At 55.2% G+C, this 21,383-nt stretch carries 18 protein-coding genes; all 18 read right to left on the reverse strand.

Annotated elements, in window-relative coordinates; genetic code table 11:
* A partial coding sequence (locus WG29040_RS17740; protein ID WP_127196611.1) for an Ig-like domain-containing protein occupies positions 1 to 1,611 on the reverse strand: 1,611 nt, incomplete at its 3' end.
* 1,727 nt (positions 1,612 to 3,338) lie between these two features.
* A complete protein-coding gene (glmS, locus tag WG29040_RS17745; RefSeq protein ID WP_003438011.1) occupies positions 3,339 to 5,174 on the reverse strand; it encodes a glutamine--fructose-6-phosphate transaminase (isomerizing) in 1,836 nt (611 codons plus the stop codon).
* A gap of 9 nt (positions 5,175 to 5,183) precedes the next feature.
* Entirely contained in the window at positions 5,184 to 5,951 is a 768-nt protein-coding gene (locus WG29040_RS17750) for a DeoR/GlpR family DNA-binding transcription regulator (RefSeq protein ID WP_003438010.1), read from the reverse strand.
* A 267-nt stretch (positions 5,952 to 6,218) separates the two neighbouring features.
* Complete coding sequence (gene glmU, locus WG29040_RS17755) at positions 6,219 to 7,586, reverse strand: bifunctional UDP-N-acetylglucosamine diphosphorylase/glucosamine-1-phosphate N-acetyltransferase GlmU (RefSeq protein WP_003438009.1); 1,368 nt, start codon at positions 7,584 to 7,586, stop codon at positions 6,219 to 6,221.
* Positions 7,587 to 7,700: 114 nt separating this feature from the next.
* The gene (locus WG29040_RS17760; protein ID WP_003438007.1) at positions 7,701 to 8,120 is read right to left on the reverse strand and encodes a F0F1 ATP synthase subunit epsilon; all 420 of its coding nucleotides are present in this window, start codon (positions 8,118 to 8,120) and stop codon (positions 7,701 to 7,703) included.
* A 56-nt stretch (positions 8,121 to 8,176) separates the two neighbouring features.
* Entirely contained in the window at positions 8,177 to 9,556 is a 1,380-nt protein-coding gene (gene atpD / locus WG29040_RS17765) for a F0F1 ATP synthase subunit beta (RefSeq protein WP_003438005.1), read from the reverse strand.
* Positions 9,557 to 9,583: 27 nt separating this feature from the next.
* Positions 9,584 to 10,444 (reverse strand): F0F1 ATP synthase subunit gamma, encoded by an 861-nt coding sequence (gene atpG / locus WG29040_RS17770; protein ID WP_003438003.1) that lies wholly within the window; start codon positions 10,442 to 10,444, stop codon positions 9,584 to 9,586.
* Between the two features lie 50 nt (positions 10,445 to 10,494).
* Positions 10,495 to 12,039 carry a F0F1 ATP synthase subunit alpha gene (atpA, locus tag WG29040_RS17775; RefSeq protein WP_003438001.1) on the reverse strand — a complete coding sequence of 515 codons (1,545 nt, stop codon included), beginning with the start codon at positions 12,037 to 12,039 and terminating at the stop codon, positions 10,495 to 10,497.
* Between the two features lie 21 nt (positions 12,040 to 12,060).
* Entirely contained in the window at positions 12,061 to 12,597 is a 537-nt protein-coding gene (locus WG29040_RS17780; RefSeq protein ID WP_003437999.1) for a F0F1 ATP synthase subunit delta, read from the reverse strand.
* A gap of 12 nt (positions 12,598 to 12,609) precedes the next feature.
* The gene (locus WG29040_RS17785) at positions 12,610 to 13,080 is read right to left on the reverse strand and encodes a F0F1 ATP synthase subunit B (protein WP_003437998.1); all 471 of its coding nucleotides are present in this window, start codon (positions 13,078 to 13,080) and stop codon (positions 12,610 to 12,612) included.
* Positions 13,081 to 13,137: 57 nt separating this feature from the next.
* The gene (gene atpE, locus WG29040_RS17790; RefSeq protein WP_002555987.1) at positions 13,138 to 13,395 is read right to left on the reverse strand and encodes a F0F1 ATP synthase subunit C; all 258 of its coding nucleotides are present in this window, start codon (positions 13,393 to 13,395) and stop codon (positions 13,138 to 13,140) included.
* A gap of 119 nt (positions 13,396 to 13,514) precedes the next feature.
* Positions 13,515 to 14,384: a F0F1 ATP synthase subunit A gene (gene atpB / locus WG29040_RS17795; protein ID WP_003437996.1), complete on the reverse strand. Its 870-nt coding sequence runs from the start codon at positions 14,382 to 14,384 to the stop codon at positions 13,515 to 13,517.
* A 16-nt stretch (positions 14,385 to 14,400) separates the two neighbouring features.
* Positions 14,401 to 14,808 carry a F0F1 ATP synthase subunit I gene (locus tag WG29040_RS17800; RefSeq protein ID WP_003437994.1) on the reverse strand — a complete coding sequence of 136 codons (408 nt, stop codon included), beginning with the start codon at positions 14,806 to 14,808 and terminating at the stop codon, positions 14,401 to 14,403.
* A gap of 148 nt (positions 14,809 to 14,956) precedes the next feature.
* On the reverse strand, positions 14,957 to 15,829 hold the full coding sequence (locus WG29040_RS17805) for a ParB/RepB/Spo0J family partition protein (protein ID WP_003437992.1): 873 nt from the start codon (positions 15,827 to 15,829) through the stop codon (positions 14,957 to 14,959).
* A gap of 9 nt (positions 15,830 to 15,838) precedes the next feature.
* Positions 15,839 to 16,630 (reverse strand): ParA family protein, encoded by a 792-nt coding sequence (locus WG29040_RS17810; protein WP_003437990.1) that lies wholly within the window; start codon positions 16,628 to 16,630, stop codon positions 15,839 to 15,841.
* Between the two features lie 18 nt (positions 16,631 to 16,648).
* A complete protein-coding gene (gene rsmG, locus WG29040_RS17815; RefSeq protein ID WP_003437989.1) occupies positions 16,649 to 17,293 on the reverse strand; it encodes a 16S rRNA (guanine(527)-N(7))-methyltransferase RsmG in 645 nt (214 codons plus the stop codon).
* Entirely contained in the window at positions 17,290 to 19,182 is a 1,893-nt protein-coding gene (gene mnmG, locus WG29040_RS17820; RefSeq protein WP_127196612.1) for a tRNA uridine-5-carboxymethylaminomethyl(34) synthesis enzyme MnmG, read from the reverse strand. Before mnmG ends, rsmG begins: the two co-directional genes overlap by 4 nt.
* A gap of 502 nt (positions 19,183 to 19,684) precedes the next feature.
* A complete protein-coding gene (locus WG29040_RS17825) occupies positions 19,685 to 21,301 on the reverse strand; it encodes an ABC-F family ATP-binding cassette domain-containing protein (protein ID WP_127196613.1) in 1,617 nt (538 codons plus the stop codon).
* Between the last annotated feature and the right edge of the window lie 82 nt (positions 21,302 to 21,383).

Below are 21,383 nucleotides of genomic sequence, written 5' to 3' on the forward strand. Positions count from 1 at the left end.
GGCATCGGCATCGGCGTCAGCATCGGCATCGGCATCGGCATCGGCATCGGCATCGGCATCGGCATCCGCGTCAGCATCGGCATCGGCATCGGCATCAGCATCCGCGTCAGCATCGGCATCGGCATCAGCGTCCGCATCGGCATCGGCATCAGCATCGGCATCGGCATCGGCATCGGCATCGGCATCAGCGTCAGCATCGGCATCCGCGTCGGCATCCGCATCGGCGTCAGCATCCGCATCCGCATCGGCGTCCGCGTCCGCGTCGGCATCAGCGTCGGCATCAGCATCAGCATCAGCATCCGCGTCGGCATCCGCATCCGCATCCGCGTCAGCATCCGCGTCGGCGTCGGCGTCGGCGTCCGTCTCATTCAAGTCAGAACTAACAACTTGGGTCGGGTTCGAAATATTGCCGGCGGCATCCGTCAGGGTCACGCCCAGGGTTTCGCCATTGACTCGCGGGGTGGCCAGTTCAATCGAAAAGTTCCCGAAGTTATCAACGTGGCCTGTGCCTATGGAGTTACCGTCGGCATCTCTGATGGTCACATCTGTGTTTGCTTCACCTTTGCCGGAAACAGTGATGCCGTCATGACTGACGGCAAGGTTGGTTGGTGCATCAGGCGCTGTGGTATCACCAGCAATCACTTGCGATGGGGACGAAACGTTACCGGCGGCATCCGTCAGGGTCACGCCCAGGGTTTCGCCATTTTCTCGAGGATGATCCAGCTGGATCGCAAAGTTGCCATCGGCTCCAACTTGACCTGTGCCTATGGTGTTGCCGTTGGCATCCTTGATGGTTACGGTGGTGTTTGGTTCACCTTTACCGGAAACCGTGGTGCCATCAGCAGATACGGCAAGTTCGGTTGGGGCGTCCGGCGCTGTTGTATCTCCCGCGTCCACTTGCGTCGGGACCGAGACGTTGCCCGCGGCATCCGTCAGGGTCACGTCCAGGGTTTCGCCATTGACTTGAGGGTGATCCAGATTAACCGCAAAGTTGCCATCGGCTCCGACGTGGCCAGTGCCAATGGTATTGCCAGCTGCATCTTTGACCGTCACGGTGGTGTTCGCTTCACCTTTGCCGAAGACAGTCAGACCATCAGCAGCAACGCTAAGATTGGTCGGGGCATTGGGAGCTGTCGTGTCAGACGTAATGCCATTGCCGCCGTCACCGCCGCCACCACCACCGCCGCCACCGTGGGATAGCGCTGCGATTGCCGCGCCAGCACCCAGCAGGCTCAGACCCCAGACTAACCAGTCCGGTACACCAGCGCCTGCTTGTGCAGCAAGGGCCAGATCTTCAAGTGATCCGAGTTCGCTAAACGTAAAACCTGAATAGGGAGTGGAGTAACTTCCAAGAAGCAGTGTGCCGTCGTCATTTTCAAGGACTAGCTGATTCGCTGCGCCGTCCTCACCTACCACAAAGAAATTCTGGATTGTGACCGTCTCTCCCGACTTAAGGGTCACTACCAAGTTTTTACCCGATTGTTGCATCGATTGAATCGATGCCTGACTTATGGGCAGTTTGACAATACTGGTTTCTTTAAGGGCAATGTTCCCGAACGTTTGTTCGGTCGCCGCCCCCGTCGACTTATCGACAATGACTATATTCTTCATCGGACACCTTTTTTATTAAACCAAGCAAAACCAATAACAAAAGCGAGCCGAACGCCTACGCAGCTTCTGAATGAGAAGCTGAGCATTCGAACAAGCGAAAGTTATGTGAGTTTTTAAATAAACCCTGGCTCAGCCCACGCCCGCGCGCTCACTTAGCAACGGGCGTATGACCCGCAGCGAGAGGCAGTAAGGGCCGTAGCACAAGGGGTTTACAGCCAGATACCGTGTCGGTATCGAGCAGGAAAGGCAGTGCTTGGGCAGGGGGTTGATCACCGTAGGCTCTCCATGTCCTTTGCCCGGAAATACCGGGATGGGCATCCTTTTACTAAGCAAATCAAGCATGCCTATCAAAGGTGCAAGAGTTGAATGCGTCATCTTAGTGGCAGGGTTTTTAACCCCACCAAAACGACTCGCTTACGGGATACTAACCGCCTAAAAATCATCTTCAAAGAGAAAAGTTCAATCGCCAAACAGGGTCGCTTATACCCTATGGCAACTTGTGATATGTCACCGCCAATCAAGTTAGACGCTTTGATAACCCTATGTGAATTTCATTATAATGAAATCATATTCAAGTCAAATCACAGGTGTTCCTGATGAGTGCTGGATGAGTGATTCGTCTGTTTTTCACGAACATCACGACGTTATATTTTTTTAAAAAATCCGACAGATGGTAAGGCGCCAGATGGCTCACACGCCGCCACCCTCGGTGATTTAACAGACGAGCTTCAGTGCAACGGCTGGTATCAGCCTGACAAGCGCCAGAGATGAGAATGCCCTGCAGCGACCAGGTGCCTGCCCGCCACCCATGAAAAAAATCGCTGTCATTGCAGATACTCGTAGAAAAACGATGCACCGCCTCGCCAGACAAGATGACGCGAAATGCGCCGCATTGGGCTGTACCTGTCGTGGGGGGAGGCATGACTATCCAGGTTTCAATGTGGCGAGATAGCCTTAGAGCGAGGTCTGTAGAAGGGTTATCAAGGGGGGCAGAATAGCCAGTGGAAGCTGAAAGGAAGTAGAGCCGTCAAAATCAAAAAAGTTAAGCCGAATGACGCAGATATAATATCGACTGTGGGTACTCGATGGCTGTCAGTGACGAGGTCATTAAGGCTTTCTGGGAGCCCAGTGCTTTGGGCACGAGATTCACCTTGAATGAACCCTATATTTGTTGATTAAACTTTACGCGCATAAGACATATGGCGACCGGACAGTTGCGGAATATTATTCTCAGAGCAAGCAAGCATTACAACTGGCAACTTAAACAACACTGCCCCCGGAATACTTTGAATACAAATAGACAACTTATACACATAAAGCACTTATAGAAACCTCCAGGCCTCAGCATTCTTTATATTTAACGCCTGTTGGATTTATATATAAAAGTCATATTTGTGGCGAAAAAACGACGGCAAATGGATAAATATAAATCCACCGAGATTAACAAACGGGTTTAGAGAGCCTTGCAGTTAGACAATCAAAACTGTGGCAAAGGGTCTCCGTATTCAGGCCCGGACCAGACGGAGGCTGCGGGCGCTTTGCAACTATAACTGCACCTATTGCTCAGTGTTCGGCCATCAGCCGCGAGGCCCCCAAGGACGGGACCTCGCTTTGCGTGCGTGATGCAGATTGTAGAGTTGCTCAAGGCAGGAGGCGGTAGGAAAGACCTGGCCGGCTCCTGCAACAGATTAAGTTCTCTAAATCCAATTACGCTCAACGCTAACTGCTTATTCCACGGTGACCGATTTGGCCAGGTTGCGTGGCTGATCCACATCGGTGCCTTTGAGCACGGCAACGTAGTAAGACAGCAGTTGCAGCGGGATGGTGTAGAGGATCGGCGCCAGTACATCATGGATGTGCGGCATGTTGATCACATGGGTGCCTTCGCCATTGGTCATACCTGCTTGCTCGTCAGCGAACACAATCAGTTCACCGCCACGGGCACGAACTTCCTGCAGGTTGGACTTCAGTTTTTCCAGCAGTTCGTTGTTCGGCGCCACGGTGACCACTGGCATGTCGTTATCCACCAGTGCCAGCGGACCATGCTTCAACTCGCCTGCCGGGTAAGCTTCGGCGTGGATATAGGAAATTTCTTTCAGCTTAAGCGCACCTTCCATCGCTACCGGGAACTGCGCGCCACGACCCAGGAACAAGGTGTGGTGCTTGTCGGCAAACAGTTCGGCGACTTTCTCAATCGTGGCATCCATCGCCAGTGCTTCACCCAAACGCGCAGGCAGGCGGCGCAGTTCTTCAACCAGTTGCGCTTCGACACCGGCTTCAAGAGTGCCACGCACCTGCCCCAAAGACAGGGTCAGCAACAGTAAGCCAACCAGCTGGGTGGTGAAGGCTTTGGTCGACGCCACACCAATTTCGCGACCCGCCTGGGTCAGCAGGGTCAGGTCAGACTCACGTACCAGTGAGCTGATGCCAACGTTACAAATCGCCAGGCTGGCGAGGAAACCCAGTTCTTTGGCGTTACGCAGTGCAGCCAGGGTGTCTGCGGTTTCGCCTGATTGCGAGATCGAAACAAACAGGGTGTCAGGCTGGACCACGACCTTGCGATAACGGAACTCGCTGGCCACTTCAACCTGGCACGGAATTCCGGCCAGACTTTCGAGCCAGTATCGGGCAACCATCCCCGCGTGATAGCTGGTACCACAGGCAACGATCTGAACATTGCGCACTTTGGCGAACAATTCAGCAGCCTGTGGACCGAATGCCTGAACCAGTACGTGGTCCTGGCCCAGGCGGTTTTCCAGGGTGCGTTGCACCACCGCTGGTTGCTCGTGAATTTCCTTGAGCATGTAGTGACGGTATTCGCCTTTGTCCGCAGCTTCAGCACCATCACGGTACTGCACGGTTTCACGCTGCACGCTTTTACCGTTCACGTCCCAGATTTGCACGCTGTCACGGCGGATTTCAGCGATATCGCCTTCTTCCAGGTACATGAAGCGGTCAGTGACCTGGCGCAATGCCAATTGATCGGAAGCCAGGAAGTTTTCACCCAGGCCCAGGCCAATCACCAGCGGGCTGCCACTGCGTGCAGCAACCAGACGATCCGGCTGTTTGGCACTGATGACGGCCAGGCCGTATGCACCGTGCAGCTCTTTAACCGTGGCTTTCAAGGCTTCGGTCAGGTCGCTTTGATCTTTGAGTTTGTGATTGAGCAGGTGTGCGATCACTTCAGTATCGGTGTCCGACGTGAACACATAACCCAAGCCTTTGAGCTGTTCGCGCAGGGCTTCATAGTTTTCAATGATGCCGTTGTGCACGACAGCCAGGTCGGAACCCGAAAAATGCGGGTGAGCATTACGCTCGCTGGGTGCACCATGGGTCGCCCAACGGGTGTGGGCAATGCCCAGGCGCCCCATCAGCGGCTCACCGGCCAGAGCTTGTTCCAGCTCGGCCACTTTGCCATTGCGGCGCATGCGTTCCAGCGTACCGTTGTGGGTAAACACTGCTACACCGGCGCTGTCGTAGCCCCGGTATTCAAGACGTTTCAGGCCTTCAAGCAGAATGGCCGTGATATTGCGTTCAGCGACTGCGCCAACGATTCCACACATAATATTCTCCTAGCTTAGGGCGGCGCATAACAGTGTTATGCCCCGGGCCTGAATCTGTTCGCGTGCCTCCATGGACAAGCGATCATCTGTAATAAGGGTATGGACGCTGCTCCAGGGCAGTTCCAGGTTGGGTATCTTGCGACCAATTTTGTCGGACTCGACCATCACAATCACTTCACGCGCGACCTCGGCCATGACTCGGCTCAGGCCCAACAATTCGTTAAAAGTTGTGGTGCCACGCAACAGATCGATGCCATCAGCGCCGATAAATAATTGATCGAAATCGTATGAACGCAGCACCTGCTCAGCCACCTGGCCCTGGAAGGACTCGGAATGAGGGTCCCAGGTACCGCCGGTCATCAACAGCACGGGTTCATGTTCGAGTTCGCTCAGGGCCCTGGCGACATGCAACGAATTGGTCATTACCACAAGACCAGGTTGCTGGCCCAATTGTGGAATCATCGAAGCGGTGGTGGTGCCGCTGTCGATGATGATGCGCGCATGTTCCCGAATCAGGCCAACCGCCGCACGGGCAATGGCTTGCTTATAAAGAGAAACGGGCTGGGCGGGATCACTCACCAACTCTTGCGGCATGGTGATGGCACCACCGTACCGCCGCAGCAGCAGACCGTTACTTTCGAGTGCGGCCAAATCCTTGCGGATCGTCACTTCGGAAGTTTCGAAGCGCTTGGCCAGCTCATCCACACTGACTTCACCTTGCTGCGCAAGCAAAGCCAGGATGTTGTGGCGGCGTTGAGGCGTATTGCGTTTCGACATGAGAGCCTAAGTTTCGTTTCGAAAGATAACGAAAGCAATGAGACCCGATCCCGTAATCAGCGTCAACAATTTTTTGTAGCTTTTTAGCAGTGAATAACTCGCTGAGCTGGCGCAGGGCGGGGCGATTGGCTGATATAGGCGCGGATAAAACAAAGCCTTATCCACAGGCAGTGGATAAGGCTTTTGCTAACTTGCTGATTTTAAACAGTTATACGACAACCTGTTTTACCCACAAAAACACTGTTTTCGCTTGTGGATAACTTCAAATCAAGGCTTTGGCAGCTTTACCGGGCGCTTCCAGCCATCGATATTGCGTTGCCGTGCCCGACCAACGGCCAGCTGTTCGACGGCTACGTCCTGATTAATGGTCGATCCGGCTGCCGTGGTGGCTCCGCTGGAGATATCCACAGGTGCCACCAACGAGTTGTTCGAACCAATAAATACGTCGGCTCCCAACACGGTCTTCCATTTGTTGGCGCCATCGTAATTGCAGGTGATGGTGCCCGCGCCGATGTTGGTACGCGCCCCAACTTCGGCATCGCCCAGGTAAGTCAGGTGACCGCACTTGGCATCTTCGCCGAGGTGGGCGTTTTTCAACTCTACAAAGTTACCCACATGGGCGCGGGCATCGAGCACGCTACCCGGACGCAAACGGGCAAAAGGACCGGCATCGCTGCCCTCGCCCATCACGGCACCGTCGATATGGCTGTTGGCCTTGACCACCACCCCTTTACGCAGGGTGCTGTCTTTGATCACACAGTTGGGACCAATCACCACGTCATCTTCGATGACCACACGGCCTTCGAGAATCACGTTGATATCTATCATGACATCGCGCCCGACCGTGACTTCACCGCGCACATCGAAGCGCGCCGGATCACGCAGGGTCACACCCAGGGCCATCAGGCGACGGGCTTCACGTAGCTGGTAATGACGCTCCAACTCAGCGAGTTGTTTACGGTCGTTGGCGCCCTGCACTTCCATCGGGTCGTGGGCATGCTCAGTGGCCACCACCAGACCATCAGCAACTGCCATCGCGATCACATCGGTCAGGTAGTACTCGCCCTGTGCATTGTTATTCGACAGCCGGCTCATCCAGTCAGCCAGACGTCCAGTGGGCAATGCCAGAATGCCAGTATTGCCTTCAGTGATCGCACGTTCAGCCTCGGTGGCGTCCTTGTGCTCGACAATGGCGCAGACCTTGCCTTCGGCGTCACGCACGATGCGGCCATAGCCGGTCGGGTCCGCCAGGTTAACGGTCAACAAACCCAGTTGCTCCGGGCCTACCTGTTTCAGCAGGCGCTCCAGGGTCGGCACCTCGATCAGGGGTACATCGCCGTACAGAATCAGTACGTTCTGCGCGGTCAGAAATGGCAGCGCCTGGGCGACGGCATGTCCTGTGCCCAGCTGCTTGTCTTGCAATACAAAGTTCAGATCATCGGCCGCCAGGCGTTCACGGACCAATTCGGCCCCGTGCCCGATGACCACGTGGATGCCTCTCGGTTTGAGTTGCCGGGCGCTGTGGATAACATGCCCGAGCATGGAGTTTCCGGCGACGGGATGCAGAACCTTGGGCAGGGCCGAACGCATGCGGGTGCCCTGACCTGCAGCGAGAATAACGATATCGAGAGACATGACTGGCTACCAATCCTGGGTGGTCAGCGGCTGCGACCAGAAGTAATTCGCGGAAAAAGAAAAAGGGTAGCCGAGGCTACCCTTTTTAATCAATCACACAATGAAGCAGGAGGCTTAGCCGCCGAACTTTTTGCGGATTTGCTGGACGGTGCGCAGCTGAGCTGCGGCCTCGGCCAGACGTGCAGCAGCAGATCCGTAATCGAAATCTGCGCCTTTCTCGTTCAGTGCCTTCTCGGCTGCCTTGACGGCGGCCTGAGCGGAGGCTTCATCCAGGTCGGCAGCACGTTGCACGGTGTCGGCAAGAACCTTGACCATGTTCGGCTGAACCTCGAGGTAACCACCAGAGATGTAAAACACCTCGGCTTCTCCACCCATTTTGATCAGGCGGATCGGACCTGGCTTGAGTTCAGTGATCAGCGGAGCGTGACCCAGAGCGATACCAAGATCACCCAGGCTGCCGTGCGCAATCACCATCTCGACCTGACCGGAAAAGATTTCTCCTTCCGCACTGACGATATCGCAATGGACTGTCATCATATTAGCCATCTGATTGCCTCAACCTGATTAGCGCCCGTTACCGGGCGCCGGAATTACAGTTTCTTGGCTTTCTCGATCGCTTCTTCGATGCCGCCGACCATGTAGAACGCTTGTTCTGGCAGGTGGTCGTAGTCACCGTTGAGGATGCCTTTGAAGCCAGCAATGGTGTCTTTCAGGGAAACGTATTTACCCGAAGCGCCAGTGAAGACTTCTGCCACGAAGAACGGCTGAGACAAGAAACGCTGGATCTTACGAGCGCGGGATACCAACTGCTTGTCGACTTCCGACAGCTCGTCCATACCCAGGATCGCAATGATGTCCTTCAGTTCTTTGTAACGCTGCAACACGTACTGAACGCCGCGAGCGGTGTCGTAGTGTTCCTGGCCGATTACCATCGGGTCCAGCTGGCGCGAAGTCGAATCCAGTGGATCCACCGCCGGGTAGATACCCAGGGATGCGATGTCACGGGACAGTACGACAGTGGCGTCCAAGTGGGCGAAGGTGGTCGCCGGCGACGGGTCAGTCAAGTCATCCGCAGGTACGTATACCGCTTGGATCGAAGTGATCGAACCGTTCTTGGTCGAAGTGATGCGCTCTTGCAGAGTACCCATCTCTTCAGCCAGGGTCGGCTGGTAACCTACTGCGGAAGGCATACGGCCCAGCAGTGCGGATACTTCAGTACCGGCCAGGGTGTAACGGTAGATGTTGTCAACGAACAACAGTACGTCGTTACCTTCGTCACGGAACTTCTCGGCCATGGTCAGGCCGGTCAGTGCTACGCGCAGACGGTTACCCGGCGGCTCGTTCATCTGACCGTAAACCAGTGCCACTTTGTCCAGAACGTTGGAGTCCTTCATCTCGTGGTAGAAGTCGTTACCCTCACGGGTACGCTCGCCCACACCAGCAAACACAGAGTAACCGCTGTGTTCCATGGCGATGTTACGGATCAGTTCCATCATGTTTACGGTTTTGCCTACACCGGCACCACCGAACAGACCAACCTTACCGCCTTTTGCAAACGGGCAGATCAGGTCGATAACCTTGATGCCGGTTTCCAGAAGGTCGTTGCCGCCCGCTTGATCAGCGAAGGACGGTGCAGGACGGTGAATGCCCCAGCGCTCTTCGGTATCAATCGGACCAGCTTCGTCGATCGGGTTGCCCAGAACGTCCATGATCCGGCCCAGAGTCGCTTTACCGACCGGTACGGAGATGGCTGCGCCAGTGTCGGTGACTTCCAGACCGCGCTTCAAGCCCTCGGTGGAACCCATCGCAATGGTACGAACCACGCCGTCGCCCAGCTGCTGCTGAACTTCCAGAGTGGTTCCGGCCGCGCTTTGTACTTTCAGCGCGTTGTAGATGCTCGGTACGTTTTCGCGTGGAAATTCCACGTCGATCACGGCGCCGATGATTTGAACGATACGTCCGCTACTCATAGCTGGATCCTCTGAATATTTGAACCGTTAAACCGCGGCAGCGCCGCCGACGATTTCCGAGATCTCTTGGGTGATCGCAGCCTGACGCGCCTTGTTGTAGATCAGCTGCAAATCGCTGATCAAATCACCGGCGTTATCAGTGGCGTTCTTCATCGCGATCATCCGCGCAGCTTGTTCAGCTGCACTGTTCTCGACCACCGCCTGGTACACCTGCGACTCCACGTAACGAACCATCAAGCCGTCTAGCAGCTCTTTGGCGTCCGGTTCGTAGAGATAGTCCCAGTGGTGCTTGAGTTCTTGATCCGGGGTCGCCACCAGTGGAATCAATTGCTCCACAGTAGGCTGTTGCGTCATGGTGTTGATAAACTTGTTGGACACCACGGACAGGCGATCAATACGGCCTTCCAGGTAAGCATCCAGCATCACCTTAACGCTGCCGATCAAATCATTGATCGACGGTTCTTCACCCAGATGGCTGATTGCAGCGACGACGTTACCGCCGAAGTTACGGAAAAAAGCCGCACCTTTGCTGCCGACCACGCACAGATCAATCTCGACGCCGTTTTCACGGTTTACCGCCATGTCCTTGACCAAAGCCTTGAACAGGTTGGTATTCAAACCACCGCACAAGCCACGGTCACTGCTCACAACCACATAACCCACACGCTTAACTTCGCGGTCGATCATGAAAGGGTGGCGGTATTCCGGGTTGGCGTTGGCCAAATGCCCAATAACCTGGCGGATGCGCTCCGCATAAGGACGGCTAGCAGCCATGCGCATTTGTGCCTTGCGCATTTTGCTGACCGCCACTTTTTCCATGGCGCTGGTAATCTTTTGCGTGCTTTTGATGCTCGCAATCTTACTGCGAATCTCTTTTGCGCCTGCCATGTAACACCTATCAGGTTAGCAAGCGGGAGCCTTGCGGCTCCCGCTGCGGCTTACCAGGTTTGGGTGGCCTTGAACTTCTCGATGCCGGCTTTGATGCCAGAATCGATTTCGTCATTGAAGTCACCTTTAACGTTGATCTTCGCCATAAGCTCGGCGTGATCGCGGTTGAAGTAAGCAATCAGCGCTTGTTCAAAGCTACCGATCTTGGTGATTTCGACGTCAGTCAGGAACCCACGCTCAGCGGCATACAGCGACAGCGCCATGTCAGCGATCGACATTGGTGCGTATTGCTTCTGCTTCATCAGCTCGGTAACGCGCTGACCATGCTCAAGTTGCTTACGGGTCGCTTCGTCCAGGTCAGATGCGAACTGGGCGAATGCCGCCAGTTCACGGTACTGAGCCAGAGCGGTACGGATACCACCGGACAGCTTCTTGATGATCTTGGTCTGAGCGGCACCACCCACACGGGATACCGAAACACCGGCGTTCACTGCAGGACGGATCCCGGAGTTGAACATGGCCGATTCCAGGAAGATCTGACCGTCAGTGATGGAAATCACGTTGGTCGGAACGAACGCGGAAACGTCGCCAGCTTGAGTTTCGATGATCGGCAGTGCGGTCAGGGAACCGGTTTTGCCGGTCACTGCGCCGTTGGTGAACTTCTCTACGTACTCTTCGGATACGCGGGATGCGCGCTCCAGAAGACGGGAGTGGAGATAGAACACGTCGCCCGGGTAAGCTTCACGGCCTGGTGGACGGCGCAGCAGCAGGGAAATCTGGCGGTAAGCCACTGCTTGCTTGGACAGATCGTCATAAACGATCAGTGCGTCTTCACCGCGGTCGCGGAAGTATTCGCCCATGGTGCAACCGGAGTACGGTGCCAGGAACTGCAGCGCTGCGGATTCGGAAGCACTGGCAGCAACGACGATGGTGTTAGCCAACGCGCCGTTTTCTTCCAGCTTGCGAACCACGTTGGCGATGGTCGATTGCTTCTGACCGATCGCTACGTATACACAGAAAATGCCGCTGTTCTTCTGGTTGATGATCGCGTCGATCGCCAGAGCGGTTTTACCGATCTGACGGTCACCGATGATCAGCTCACGCTGGCCACGGCCGACAGGGATCATGGCATCGACAGCCTTGTAGCCAGTCTGTACAGGCTGGTCTACCGACTTACGCCAGATCACGCCTGGAGCAACTTTCTCGACTGCATCAGTCTCGGTGTTGTTCAGCGGACCTTTGCCATCAACTGGGTTACCCAGTGCGTCGACTACGCGACCCAGCAGTTCCTTACCAACCGGAACTTCCAGGATGCGGCCAGTGCACTTGGCGCTCATGCCTTCAGCCAGAGTCGTGTATGCGCCCAATACAACAGCACCTACAGAGTCTTGCTCCAGGTTGAGGGCCATGCCGAAGACGCTGCCCGGAAACTCGATCATCTCGCCGTACATTACGTCGGCCAGACCGTGAATCCGCACAATACCGTCAGATACGCTGACGATGGTGCCTTCGTTACGGGCTTGGGAGGTCACATCGAGTTTTTCGATGCGGCCCTTGATAATTTCACTTATTTCGGAAGGATTGAGTTGCTGCATTGCTCTGCTGCCCCTTCAAACTCAAGATTTCAATGCTTCGGCAAGGCTTGCGAGTTTTCCGCGAACCGAGCCATCGATAACCAGGTCGCCGGCGCGGATGATGACACCACCTATAAGGCTGGCATCCTCCGCAACTTGCAGGCGCACTTCCCGGTTGAGTCGTGCACTGAGAACCTTGGCGAGTTTGTCTTGCTGTTCTTGGTCCAATGTAAAAGCACTGGTCACTTCTACGTCTACCGACTTCTCTTGTTCAGCCTTGTACAGGTCAAACAGAGCGGCGATCTCCGGCAATAGCGGGAGACGGTCGTTTTCGGCAACGACGTTGATGAAGTTCTGCATTTTTACATCGAACTTGTCGCCGCACACGTCAATAAACGTGGCGGCCTTTTCTGCGCTCGTCAGTCGCGGGGCCTTGAGCACGCGCTGCATAGTGTCGTCTTGCGACACTGCTGCAGCCAGGCCGAGCATGGCTGACCAAGAGGCCAGTTGCTGGTGGGCCTGGGCGTGCTCGAAGGCTGCCTTAGCGTAAGGTCGGGCCAACGTGGTCAATTCTGCCATGATCGCCCTCGCTTAAATTTCAGCAGCCAGTTTATTAACCAGCTCCGCGTGCGCGTTTTGATCGATTGTGGCACCCAGGATCTTTTCAGCGCCTTCAACGGCCAGGCTACCCAATTGGGTGCGCAGCGCGTCTTTGACACTGTTGATTTCCTGTTCGATCTCGGCCTGAGCCTGAGCCTTCACACGGTCAGCTTCAACGCGAGCCTGTTCACGGGCTTCGTCTACGATCTGAGTACCGCGTTTCTTGGCTTGCTCAATGATTTCAGCTGCTTGAGCCTTAGCTTCGCGCAGTTGTTGACCCGCTTTATCTTGGGCCAACTCCAGGTCGCGAGCTGCTCGGTTAGCAGCGTCCAGTCCAGCCGCAATCTTCTTCTGACGTTCTTGCAATGCCGCGATGACCGGAGGCCACACGAACTTCATGCAAAACAGTACAAAAATGAAGAACGCAACGGACTGGCCAATCAGGGTTGCATTAATGTTCACGCCAACACCTCGCTCGTTCGTTGTCCATCACTCTAATCAACTCGAAAATTCGAGTGATTAGCCAGCGAGTTGACCAACGAAGGGGTTCGCGAAGGTGAAGAACAGTGCAATACCAACACCGATCATGGTTACGGCGTCGAGCAGACCGGCAACGATGAACATTTTAACTTGCAGCATTGGAACCATTTCTGGCTGACGCGCTGCGCCTTCCAGGAACTTGCCGCCCAACAGGCCGAAACCAATTGCGGTACCCAGTGCGCCCAGGCCGATCAACAGTGCAACAGCGATAGCGGTTAGACCAACTACAGTTTCCATCTTTCCTCCCGACTTTTACGTCGTATGGTTTAGGTTTTTTAGATTAAAGCGGTAAAACAAAATCATTTTGCGACACCCCCATGCCGGAGCAGGGGGCGCCAGACTCGCCGAGACGGGTCTTAGTGGTTATCTTCGTGTGCCATCGACAAGTAGACGATGGTCAACATCATGAAGATGAACGCTTGCAAGGTGATGATCAGGATGTGGAATACAGCCCACGCCCATTGCAGCACCACGCCCAGACCGCTAAGCCAAAGCAGGCCGCTGCCGAACATTACGGCGATCAGGATAAATACCAGTTCGCCAGCATACATATTGCCGAACAGACGCAGAGCCAGCGAGATTGGCTTGGCAATCAGCGTCACGAATTCGAGCAGGAAGTTCACCGGAATCAGCAGCGCCTGAATAAAGATATTCTTGCTGCCAAACGGGTGCAGGGTCAGTTCACCGATGAAACCGCCGATGCCTTTGATTTTGATGCTGTAGAAGATGATCAGTGCAAACACCGACAGGGCCATGCCCATGGTCGCGTTTGGATCTGTCGTCGGTACGGCACGGAAAGGGATGTGCGGGTCGCCAGTGATCAGCATCGCCAACTGAGGAATCCAGTCAACCGGTACCAGGTCGATGGCATTCATCAGGAATACCCAGACGAAAATGGTCAGCGCCAGTGGTGCAATGACGGCACTGCGACCATGGAAGCTGTCTTTCACACTGCCATCAACGAATTCAATCAAAACCTCTACGAAGTTTTGCAGTGCGCCTGGTTGACCGGAAGTTGCCTTCTTGGCCGCCATGCGGAATACGAGGATGAAAATCAGACCGACAAACAGCGACCAGCCGAGAGTATCGACATGGAACGCCCAAAAGCCCATTGATTTAGCTTCTGCAACGGTGTGAGCAAAGCCCCAGCCACCATCAGGTAGCTGCCCGAAGGTCAGGTTCTGTAAGTGGTGCTGGATATAGCCCGAAGCGGTTGTTTCTGCCATGGTTGCCTCAAACGCCCTAAGGTCTCGAAAGTGTTGTTCTCATTAGCAGGGGAGCGAACCAACTGACCAGTTGGGTCAGCACGAAGACGCCGAATACAGCTAGCGGCGCCAATGGCTTCACACCTGCAAACGTCAGCGCGAACAGCACTGCCGTCAAAATTAATTTGCCTGCCTCGCCAGCGTAAAACGACCGGACGATGGCTTGCGCTGCTCGGGCGCCGGAAAACCGGAAAGCCCTGTGAGCAAAATACACATTGGGTAGCAAAGCTATCAGGCCTCCGCAGAGTCCTGAATATCCGGCTACGACTCCATGCCATTGCCAGAGCCCCAGAGCAGCCAGCAATAAAACGACAAATTGAGCCAGTAAAACTGGAAATACCGCCAAGCGATGGAACGGCAAGCGGTTTGGCGTGCGGGTTTCCATCACAACTGCTCCTCAAAGGTCGGCTGCCAAAAGAAAAAAACTTGGCATAATTTGTGCCGACAAAATGCGCGCAGAGTATAGGGGCGCTTAAGCCCCTATTCAACTGTCAGGTAGTGATTTCCGACTGCGCGCTACATGAGGAAATGTTTCAGCGGATGTGAGCAAGCACTCCTTGAAGCTCATCCAGAGAGTTGTAACCAATGACTAACTGACCCTTTCCCTTCTTACCGTGGCGAATCTGCACCGCAGAGCCTAGGCGCTCGGCCAGACGCTGCTCGAGCCGGGTGATATCCGGATCGGTTTTGACCGGTTCGGCAGGCTCTTGCTTGCCACTCAACCACTGGCGAACCAGGGCTTCGGTCTGACGCACGGTCAAACCACGTGCGACAACGTGTCGCGCCCCTTCAACCTGCTGATTTTCAGGCAAACCCAGGAGTGCCCGGGCATGACCCATTTCCAGGTCACCATGGGACAGCATGGTTTTGATCACTTCCGGCAGTGAAATCAACCGTAACAAGTTAGCCACAGACACTCGGGACTTACCCACAGCATCGGCCACCTGTTGCTGAGTCAGCTGGAACTCTTGCTGCAAACGCTGCAAGGCCACGGCTTCTTCAATCGGATTGAGGTCTTCACGCTGGATGTTTTCGATCAGCGCCATTGCAATGGCAGTTTCATCCGGTACGTCTTTGACCATCGCCGGGATGGTGTCCTTGCCCGCTTGCTGACTTGCACGCCAGCGGCGCTCACCGGCAATGATCTCAAAACGCCCGCCAGCGATCGGACGCACCACGATCGGCTGCATCACGCCCTGAGACTTGATCGAACTCGCAAGCTCTTCAAGTGCCTGGGGGTCCATGTCGCGACGAGGCTGGTATTTACCGCGCTGGATCAAGTCCAGGGGCAAATGCTGCAGTTCGCTTTGATCAACCTTGACCGCTTGTTCTTCCAGCGAGCTGACCGTAGGACCACTCAGAAGAGCATCCAGTCCGCGTCCGAGACCTCGTTTCTTGACGGCCATGGGATTTCCTTAAGTTGGCTGAGCAGTGCGGGAGGTACGACGTTGACGACGAACCAGCTCGCCCGCCAGGGCAAGGTAAGCAATCGCGCCACGGGAATTTTTGTCATAGGCCAGGGCAGGCATGCCATAGCTTGGCGCTTCAGCCAGACGGATATTGCGCGGAATCACGGTGTCGTAGAGCTGCTCGCCAAAGTGTTCCTTGAGCTGGGCCGAGACATCGTTCATCAGGCTCAGACGCGGATCGTACATAGTCCGCAGCAAGCCTTCGATTTTCAGGTTCGGGTTCAGCAGCTCAGCGATACGCTTGATGTTATCCACAAGGTCGCTCAAGCCTTCGAGCGCGAAGTACTCGCACTGCATGGGGATAATCACCCCGTCGGCAGCGACCAGAGCGTTCAGGGTCAGCATCGACAGTGACGGCGGGCAATCGATCAGGATGTAGTCGTAGCTCTCACGGACCGGGGCCAGTGCAGTACGCAGACGGCTTTCCTTCATCTGCATTTCGAGCAGTACGACTTCAGCCGCGGTCAGATCGCGGTTAGCTGGCAGTAACTGGTAACCACCGTGTTCGGAGTAGTGCATGGCCTCGGCCAGATCACACTCACCGATCAACAGGTCATAGACTGAATTCTCGAGACCATGCTTATCCACACCGCTACCCATAGTGGCGTTGCCCTGTGGATCGAGGTCGATCAGCAGTACGCGGCGCTTGGTCGCGACCAACGATGCTGCGAGGTTGATACAGGTGGTGGTTTTACCCACACCACCCTTTTGGTTCGCTATTGCGAATACCTTAGCCATTCTTGCTTGCGTTCCCAATCATGCCGTGCGGCGCAGTATCAGCAGATGGCGTTGGCCTTGGCAACCCGGAACGGTCAAGGCGTGTTCGCCATCGAGACGAAAATCAGACGGCAATGCTACCAGCTCATCGGCCGGATGAACGCCCTTCATTGCCAACCAGCGCGTTTCGCTGTCACCAAGGTGACGCGTCCAGTTGCTGAAGTTTTCCATACTGCTGAAAGCTCTGGACACAATTCCAGTGAACGGTTGCGCAGGCTGATACTCCTCGACGCGACTGTGGATAACTTGCAGGTTATCCAGCTTGAGCTCGAGTTTGACCTGGGTCAGGAAGCGGGTTTTCTTGCCGTTACTGTCCAGGCAGGTCACTTGCGACCCGGGAAACAGGATGGCCAAGGGAATCCCCGGCATGCCGCCGCCACTACCGACATCCAGCCAGCGGCCGTTTTCGATGAAAGGCATCACGCTCAGACTGTCGAGCAAATGGCGCGACACCATTTCGTCGGGGTTACGCACAGCCGTAAGGTTGTAGGCCTTGTTCCATTTGATCAACAGGGCGAGATAACCCAGCAACTGCTGGTGCTGGGCCTCGGTCAGATCGACGCCCAGCTGGCGTGCACCTGTGGATAACTCTTCAGCATGTTGTGCGGTAACCAGCGAACTCAAGCGTTTTGCTCCAACTTGCGGCCAGCGCCGCGTTTTTTCAGGTGAATCATCAACAGGGAGATCGCAGCCGGTGTCACACCGGGAATGCGCGAAGCCTGGCCCAGCGTCTCGGGACGCGTAGCACCCAGCTTGCTCTGGATCTCTTTCGACAGTCCGGAGATGGTCGTGTAATCGATATCCACAGGCAGTTTGGTATTTTCACTGGCCCGCAGACGAGCAATCTCATCCTGTTGACGATCGATGTAACCGGCATATTTGGTCTTGATTTCAACCTGCTCGGCCACCAGCGGATCGGTTGCACCCTGCCCTGTCACTTCGATCAGACCGACGTAATCAATTTCGGGACGGGTCAGCAGATTCAGCAAATTGTATTCGTGGGTCAAAGGCGTACCGAACCGGGCTGCAATCGCTTCACCCTGTTCAGTGCCCGGGCGAACCCAGGTGCTCTTCAAGCGCTGTTCTTCCTGCGCGATGCTTTCGCGCTTGGTGCAAAACGCAGCCCAGCGGGCGTCGTCGACCAGGCCAATCTCGCGTCCTTTCTCGGTCAGACGCATATCGGCGTTGTCTTCACGCAGGATCAGGCGGTACTCGGCCCGGGAGGTGAACATCCGGTACGGTTCTTGAGTTCCCAAGGTGATCAGATCGTCCACCAGGACCCCGATGTAGGCCTCGTCGCGACGAGGGCACCAGCTGTCTTTGCCCTGTGCAAGCAATGCCGCGTTGGCGCCGGCGAGCAAACCTTGTGCTCCGGCTTCTTCGTAACCGGTGGTGCCGTTGATTTGTCCGGCAAAGAACAAACCGCCGATCACCTTGGTTTCGAGGCTGTATTTCAGGTCACGGGGATCGAAATAGTCGTATTCGATGGCATAACCTGGACGCACGATGTGGGCGTTTTCCATACCGCGGATCGACTGCACAATCTGGATCTGCACATCGAACGGCAAGGAAGTGGAAATCCCGTTCGGGTACAGCTCGTGGGTCGTCAAACCTTCAGGTTCGATAAAGACCTGGTGGCTTTCCTTGTCGGCAAAGCGATGAATCTTGTCTTCGATGGACGGGCAATAGCGCGGACCAATGCCCTCGATAACACCCGAATACATCGGTGAACGATCAAGGTTGGCAGCAATGATTTCGTGGGTGCGGGCGTTGGTATGGGTGATCCAGCAACTGACTTGCGCCGGATGCTGTTGCTTGTTGCCCATGAACGACATCACTGGAATCGGGGTATCGCCAGGCTGTTCGGTCATGACCGAAAAATCCACTGAACGACCATCAATACGCGGTGGTGTACCGGTTTTCAGGCGACCGACCCGTAATGGCAGTTCACGCAGGCGCTGTGCCAGGGCGATCGAAGGTGGATCACCGGCCCGGCCGCCTGAATAGTTCTGCATTCCAATGTGGATAAGTCCACCGAGGAAAGTGCCTGTGGTCAAAACCACGGCATCGGCCATGAAACGCAGACCCATCTGGGTTACTACGCCACGGACCTGATCCTGTTCAACGATCAGGTCATCAGCCGCTTGTTGAAATATCCACAGGTTGGGCTGGTTTTCCAGAATTTCCCGTACTGCCGCCTTGTACAGAATGCGGTCGGCCTGTGCACGGGTTGCACGCACTGCCGGGCCTTTGCGGCCATTGAGTACACGGAACTGGATACCGCCTTTATCGGTGGCAATCGCCATCGCGCCACCGAGGGCATCGATTTCTTTAACCAGATGGCTTTTACCAATCCCGCCAATCGCAGGATTGCAGCTCATTTGCCCGAGGGTTTCCACGTTGTGGGTCAACAGCAGGGTTTTTACGCCCATACGTGCTGAAGCAAGTGCAGCCTCGGTTCCGGCGTGACCGCCGCCGATGACGATCACTGCAAAACGGGAAGGGAAATTCACCACGCACCTCGTGCCTGTTTCTAGGGGTTTTTGGATAGACCGCAAAGTATAGGGACTTCGCCCTTCTTAAAGAACCCTTTGCACAAAATTTAACCAGCTGTGGATAAGGCCAGATAGATAAATAAATAGAGAAGAAATTTATAAAGCTTTGTTTTTATGTTTATTACTACTGAGCGACCTATCTGTTGATAGATTGCTGAAGGCCTTTAAACTCGTACTGTACAGAGATTCAAAAATCTGTGGTTAGGTGCCAATGAGGGGTTTGGATAAGTACTTTAAGCTTGTGGATAAAGACCTCACTTATCCACAGGGGTGGTTATCTTCAGTTTTCAGGCCTACTTACCCACCGAGCTGAGGGGCGGTTATGCACAGGGCTTATTTCATGTTTATTGTGCAATCCAGCCAAAAAACAGGCAGCCGAAGGCCGCTCGAATGGCTGTTTCATCAAGCGGCCTGACGATCGGTAGCTGGGTAAAGCGAAAAATGCCTGAAATTAACCCCTTCAGACGGAGATATTCAGCCAGCCTGAGGTCGAGGCCTCAAGCCTGTGGGTAATTCCGATAGCGTCCACAAACGCTTCATCGTGGGAAGTCACGATCAAAGTCCCCCGGTACTGCTGGAGCATCGATTCCAGGGCCCGGATAGAGGGCAAATCGAGATGATTGGCCGGTTCATCCAGCAATAAAAGCTGTGCTGGCTGTTGTGCATAAAGCACACATGCCATTGCCGCTTTCACCCGCTCACCCCCACTGAGCTGTGCACAAGTCTGGTTTACCTGGTTAGCGTCAAGGCCTAATTGCGCCAGCCGGGTACGCAATTCACTGTCATTGAGCTCCTGGTTCAGAGCGCGCAATTGCTCAAGCACTGACAGCCCGGGCTCCAGCAATGTCAGATGCTGGTCGAGATAAGCCGCTGTCACAAAGGTGTGAGCCTGGCCCGATATGATAGGAAGCTGCCCGGCCAAAACCTTGAGCAAGGTCGACTTGCCGCAACCGTTTGGCCCCACAAGGGCGACTCGCTGGCCCCGACTCAGGGTCAGGTTGACCAACTGCAGAGGCTCAGCCCCCCGGGGCAAACGGGCATCTATCAGCTCTGCGATTTGCACCGGTACGTTTTGGCTGCGTACAGGTGGATACACAAAAATGCTCTGTTGGTCTTCTACCTGGCTTGCAGCCAGGTGGACCTTGGCAGACAAGGCCTTATGTGCAGCATTTTGTTGCAGCCGCAGTTTGCCGCTACTGGTCTGACTGCGTTCCTTTTGCCGATCCAGCAGGATCTTCGCCTGGTTACTGCCACTGGCCTGTTGCTTGCCTCGGGCTTGCCTGCGCTCAAGGCGCTCCCTTTGCTCACGAAGGGCATGCTCCTCGCGTTTGCGTTCAACCTTGGCTGATTCCAGTCGTTGCAGGGCCGACTGTTGCTGCTGGTCTTTGGCCTGTGCGTAAAACGAGAAATTGCCGCCATAGCTGGTGAGTCCCAGGGATGAGAGTTCCACGATGCGTTCCATGCACTCCAACAATTCGCGGTCATGGCTGATCACCAGCAGACCGCCGGGCCAACGTTGCAGTTGTTGATACAAAGCCTGTCGGTGCTGACGATCGAGATGATTGGAGGGTTCATCCAGTATCAAAAAGTCGGCTTCAGACAAAAAAGCGCCCATCAAAGCTACGCGCATGGCTTCGCCACCACTGAGCGCCGAAGCAGGGGTCGAAGGATTCAGGTGGGCGAGTCCGTTTTGCTGCAGCTGGTCGAGCAATTGCTGACGAATGTTCCACTGCTCTCCTACGCAGTCAAAGTCCGCTTGGGCAGTGCTGCCTTGCCCGATACGCTCAAGGGCACAGAGGATGGGCTGCACGCCTGCCAGATCGGCCAGGGTCCGCTCTGATTCAAGGCTGACTTGCTGCGCCAGGTAATACACCGATCCGTTGCGCAGACAGCGACCTGAGGCGGGCAAGAGATCCCCTGCGATTAGACGCGCCAGGATACTTTTGCCCACGCCATTGCGCCCGATCAGGCCTGTGGGGCGTTGGTCGAGGTGCAAATCAAGGTCAGAAAACAGCGGGCTACCGTCGGGTAGCTGATAAGAAACGCTTTCCAGCGTCACATAGGGAACGTGAGTCATATGCACTCCAAAGATGCCCAGTACTGCCCCTGCTGTGAGGGGAATAAGAACTGGCCGCAAGAATCGCGGCGGCATCAATGAC

It is taken from the genome of Pseudomonas sp. PAMC 29040 (assembly GCF_003994535.1).
Taxonomy (GTDB): Bacteria; Pseudomonadota; Gammaproteobacteria; order Pseudomonadales; family Pseudomonadaceae; genus Aquipseudomonas; species Aquipseudomonas paraversuta.

Excerpts from the sequence above, each read along its gene's own strand:
- glmS (WP_003438011.1), bottom strand. The coding sequence starts at position 5,174 with ATGTGTGGAATCGTTGGCGCAGTCGCTGAACGCAATATCACGGCCATT.
- WG29040_RS17750 (WP_003438010.1), bottom strand. The coding sequence starts at position 5,951 with ATGTCGAAACGCAATACGCCTCAACGCCGCCACAACATCCTGGCTTTG.
- glmU (WP_003438009.1), bottom strand. The coding sequence starts at position 7,586 with ATGTCTCTCGATATCGTTATTCTCGCTGCAGGTCAGGGCACCCGCATG.
- WG29040_RS17760 (WP_003438007.1), bottom strand. The coding sequence starts at position 8,120 with ATGACAGTCCATTGCGATATCGTCAGTGCGGAAGGAGAAATCTTTTCC.
- atpD (WP_003438005.1), bottom strand. The coding sequence starts at position 9,556 with ATGAGTAGCGGACGTATCGTTCAAATCATCGGCGCCGTGATCGACGTG.
- atpG (WP_003438003.1), bottom strand. The coding sequence starts at position 10,444 with ATGGCAGGCGCAAAAGAGATTCGCAGTAAGATTGCGAGCATCAAAAGC.
- atpA (WP_003438001.1), bottom strand. The coding sequence starts at position 12,039 with ATGCAGCAACTCAATCCTTCCGAAATAAGTGAAATTATCAAGGGCCGC.
- WG29040_RS17780 (WP_003437999.1), bottom strand. The coding sequence starts at position 12,597 with ATGGCAGAATTGACCACGTTGGCCCGACCTTACGCTAAGGCAGCCTTC.
- atpE (WP_002555987.1), bottom strand. The coding sequence starts at position 13,395 with ATGGAAACTGTAGTTGGTCTAACCGCTATCGCTGTTGCACTGTTGATC.
- atpB (WP_003437996.1), bottom strand. The coding sequence starts at position 14,384 with ATGGCAGAAACAACCGCTTCGGGCTATATCCAGCACCACTTACAGAAC.
- WG29040_RS17800 (WP_003437994.1), bottom strand. The coding sequence starts at position 14,808 with ATGGAAACCCGCACGCCAAACCGCTTGCCGTTCCATCGCTTGGCGGTA.
- WG29040_RS17805 (WP_003437992.1), bottom strand. The coding sequence starts at position 15,829 with ATGGCCGTCAAGAAACGAGGTCTCGGACGCGGACTGGATGCTCTTCTG.
- WG29040_RS17810 (WP_003437990.1), bottom strand. The coding sequence starts at position 16,630 with ATGGCTAAGGTATTCGCAATAGCGAACCAAAAGGGTGGTGTGGGTAAA.
- WG29040_RS17825 (WP_127196613.1), bottom strand. The coding sequence starts at position 21,301 with ATGACTCACGTTCCCTATGTGACGCTGGAAAGCGTTTCTTATCAGCTA.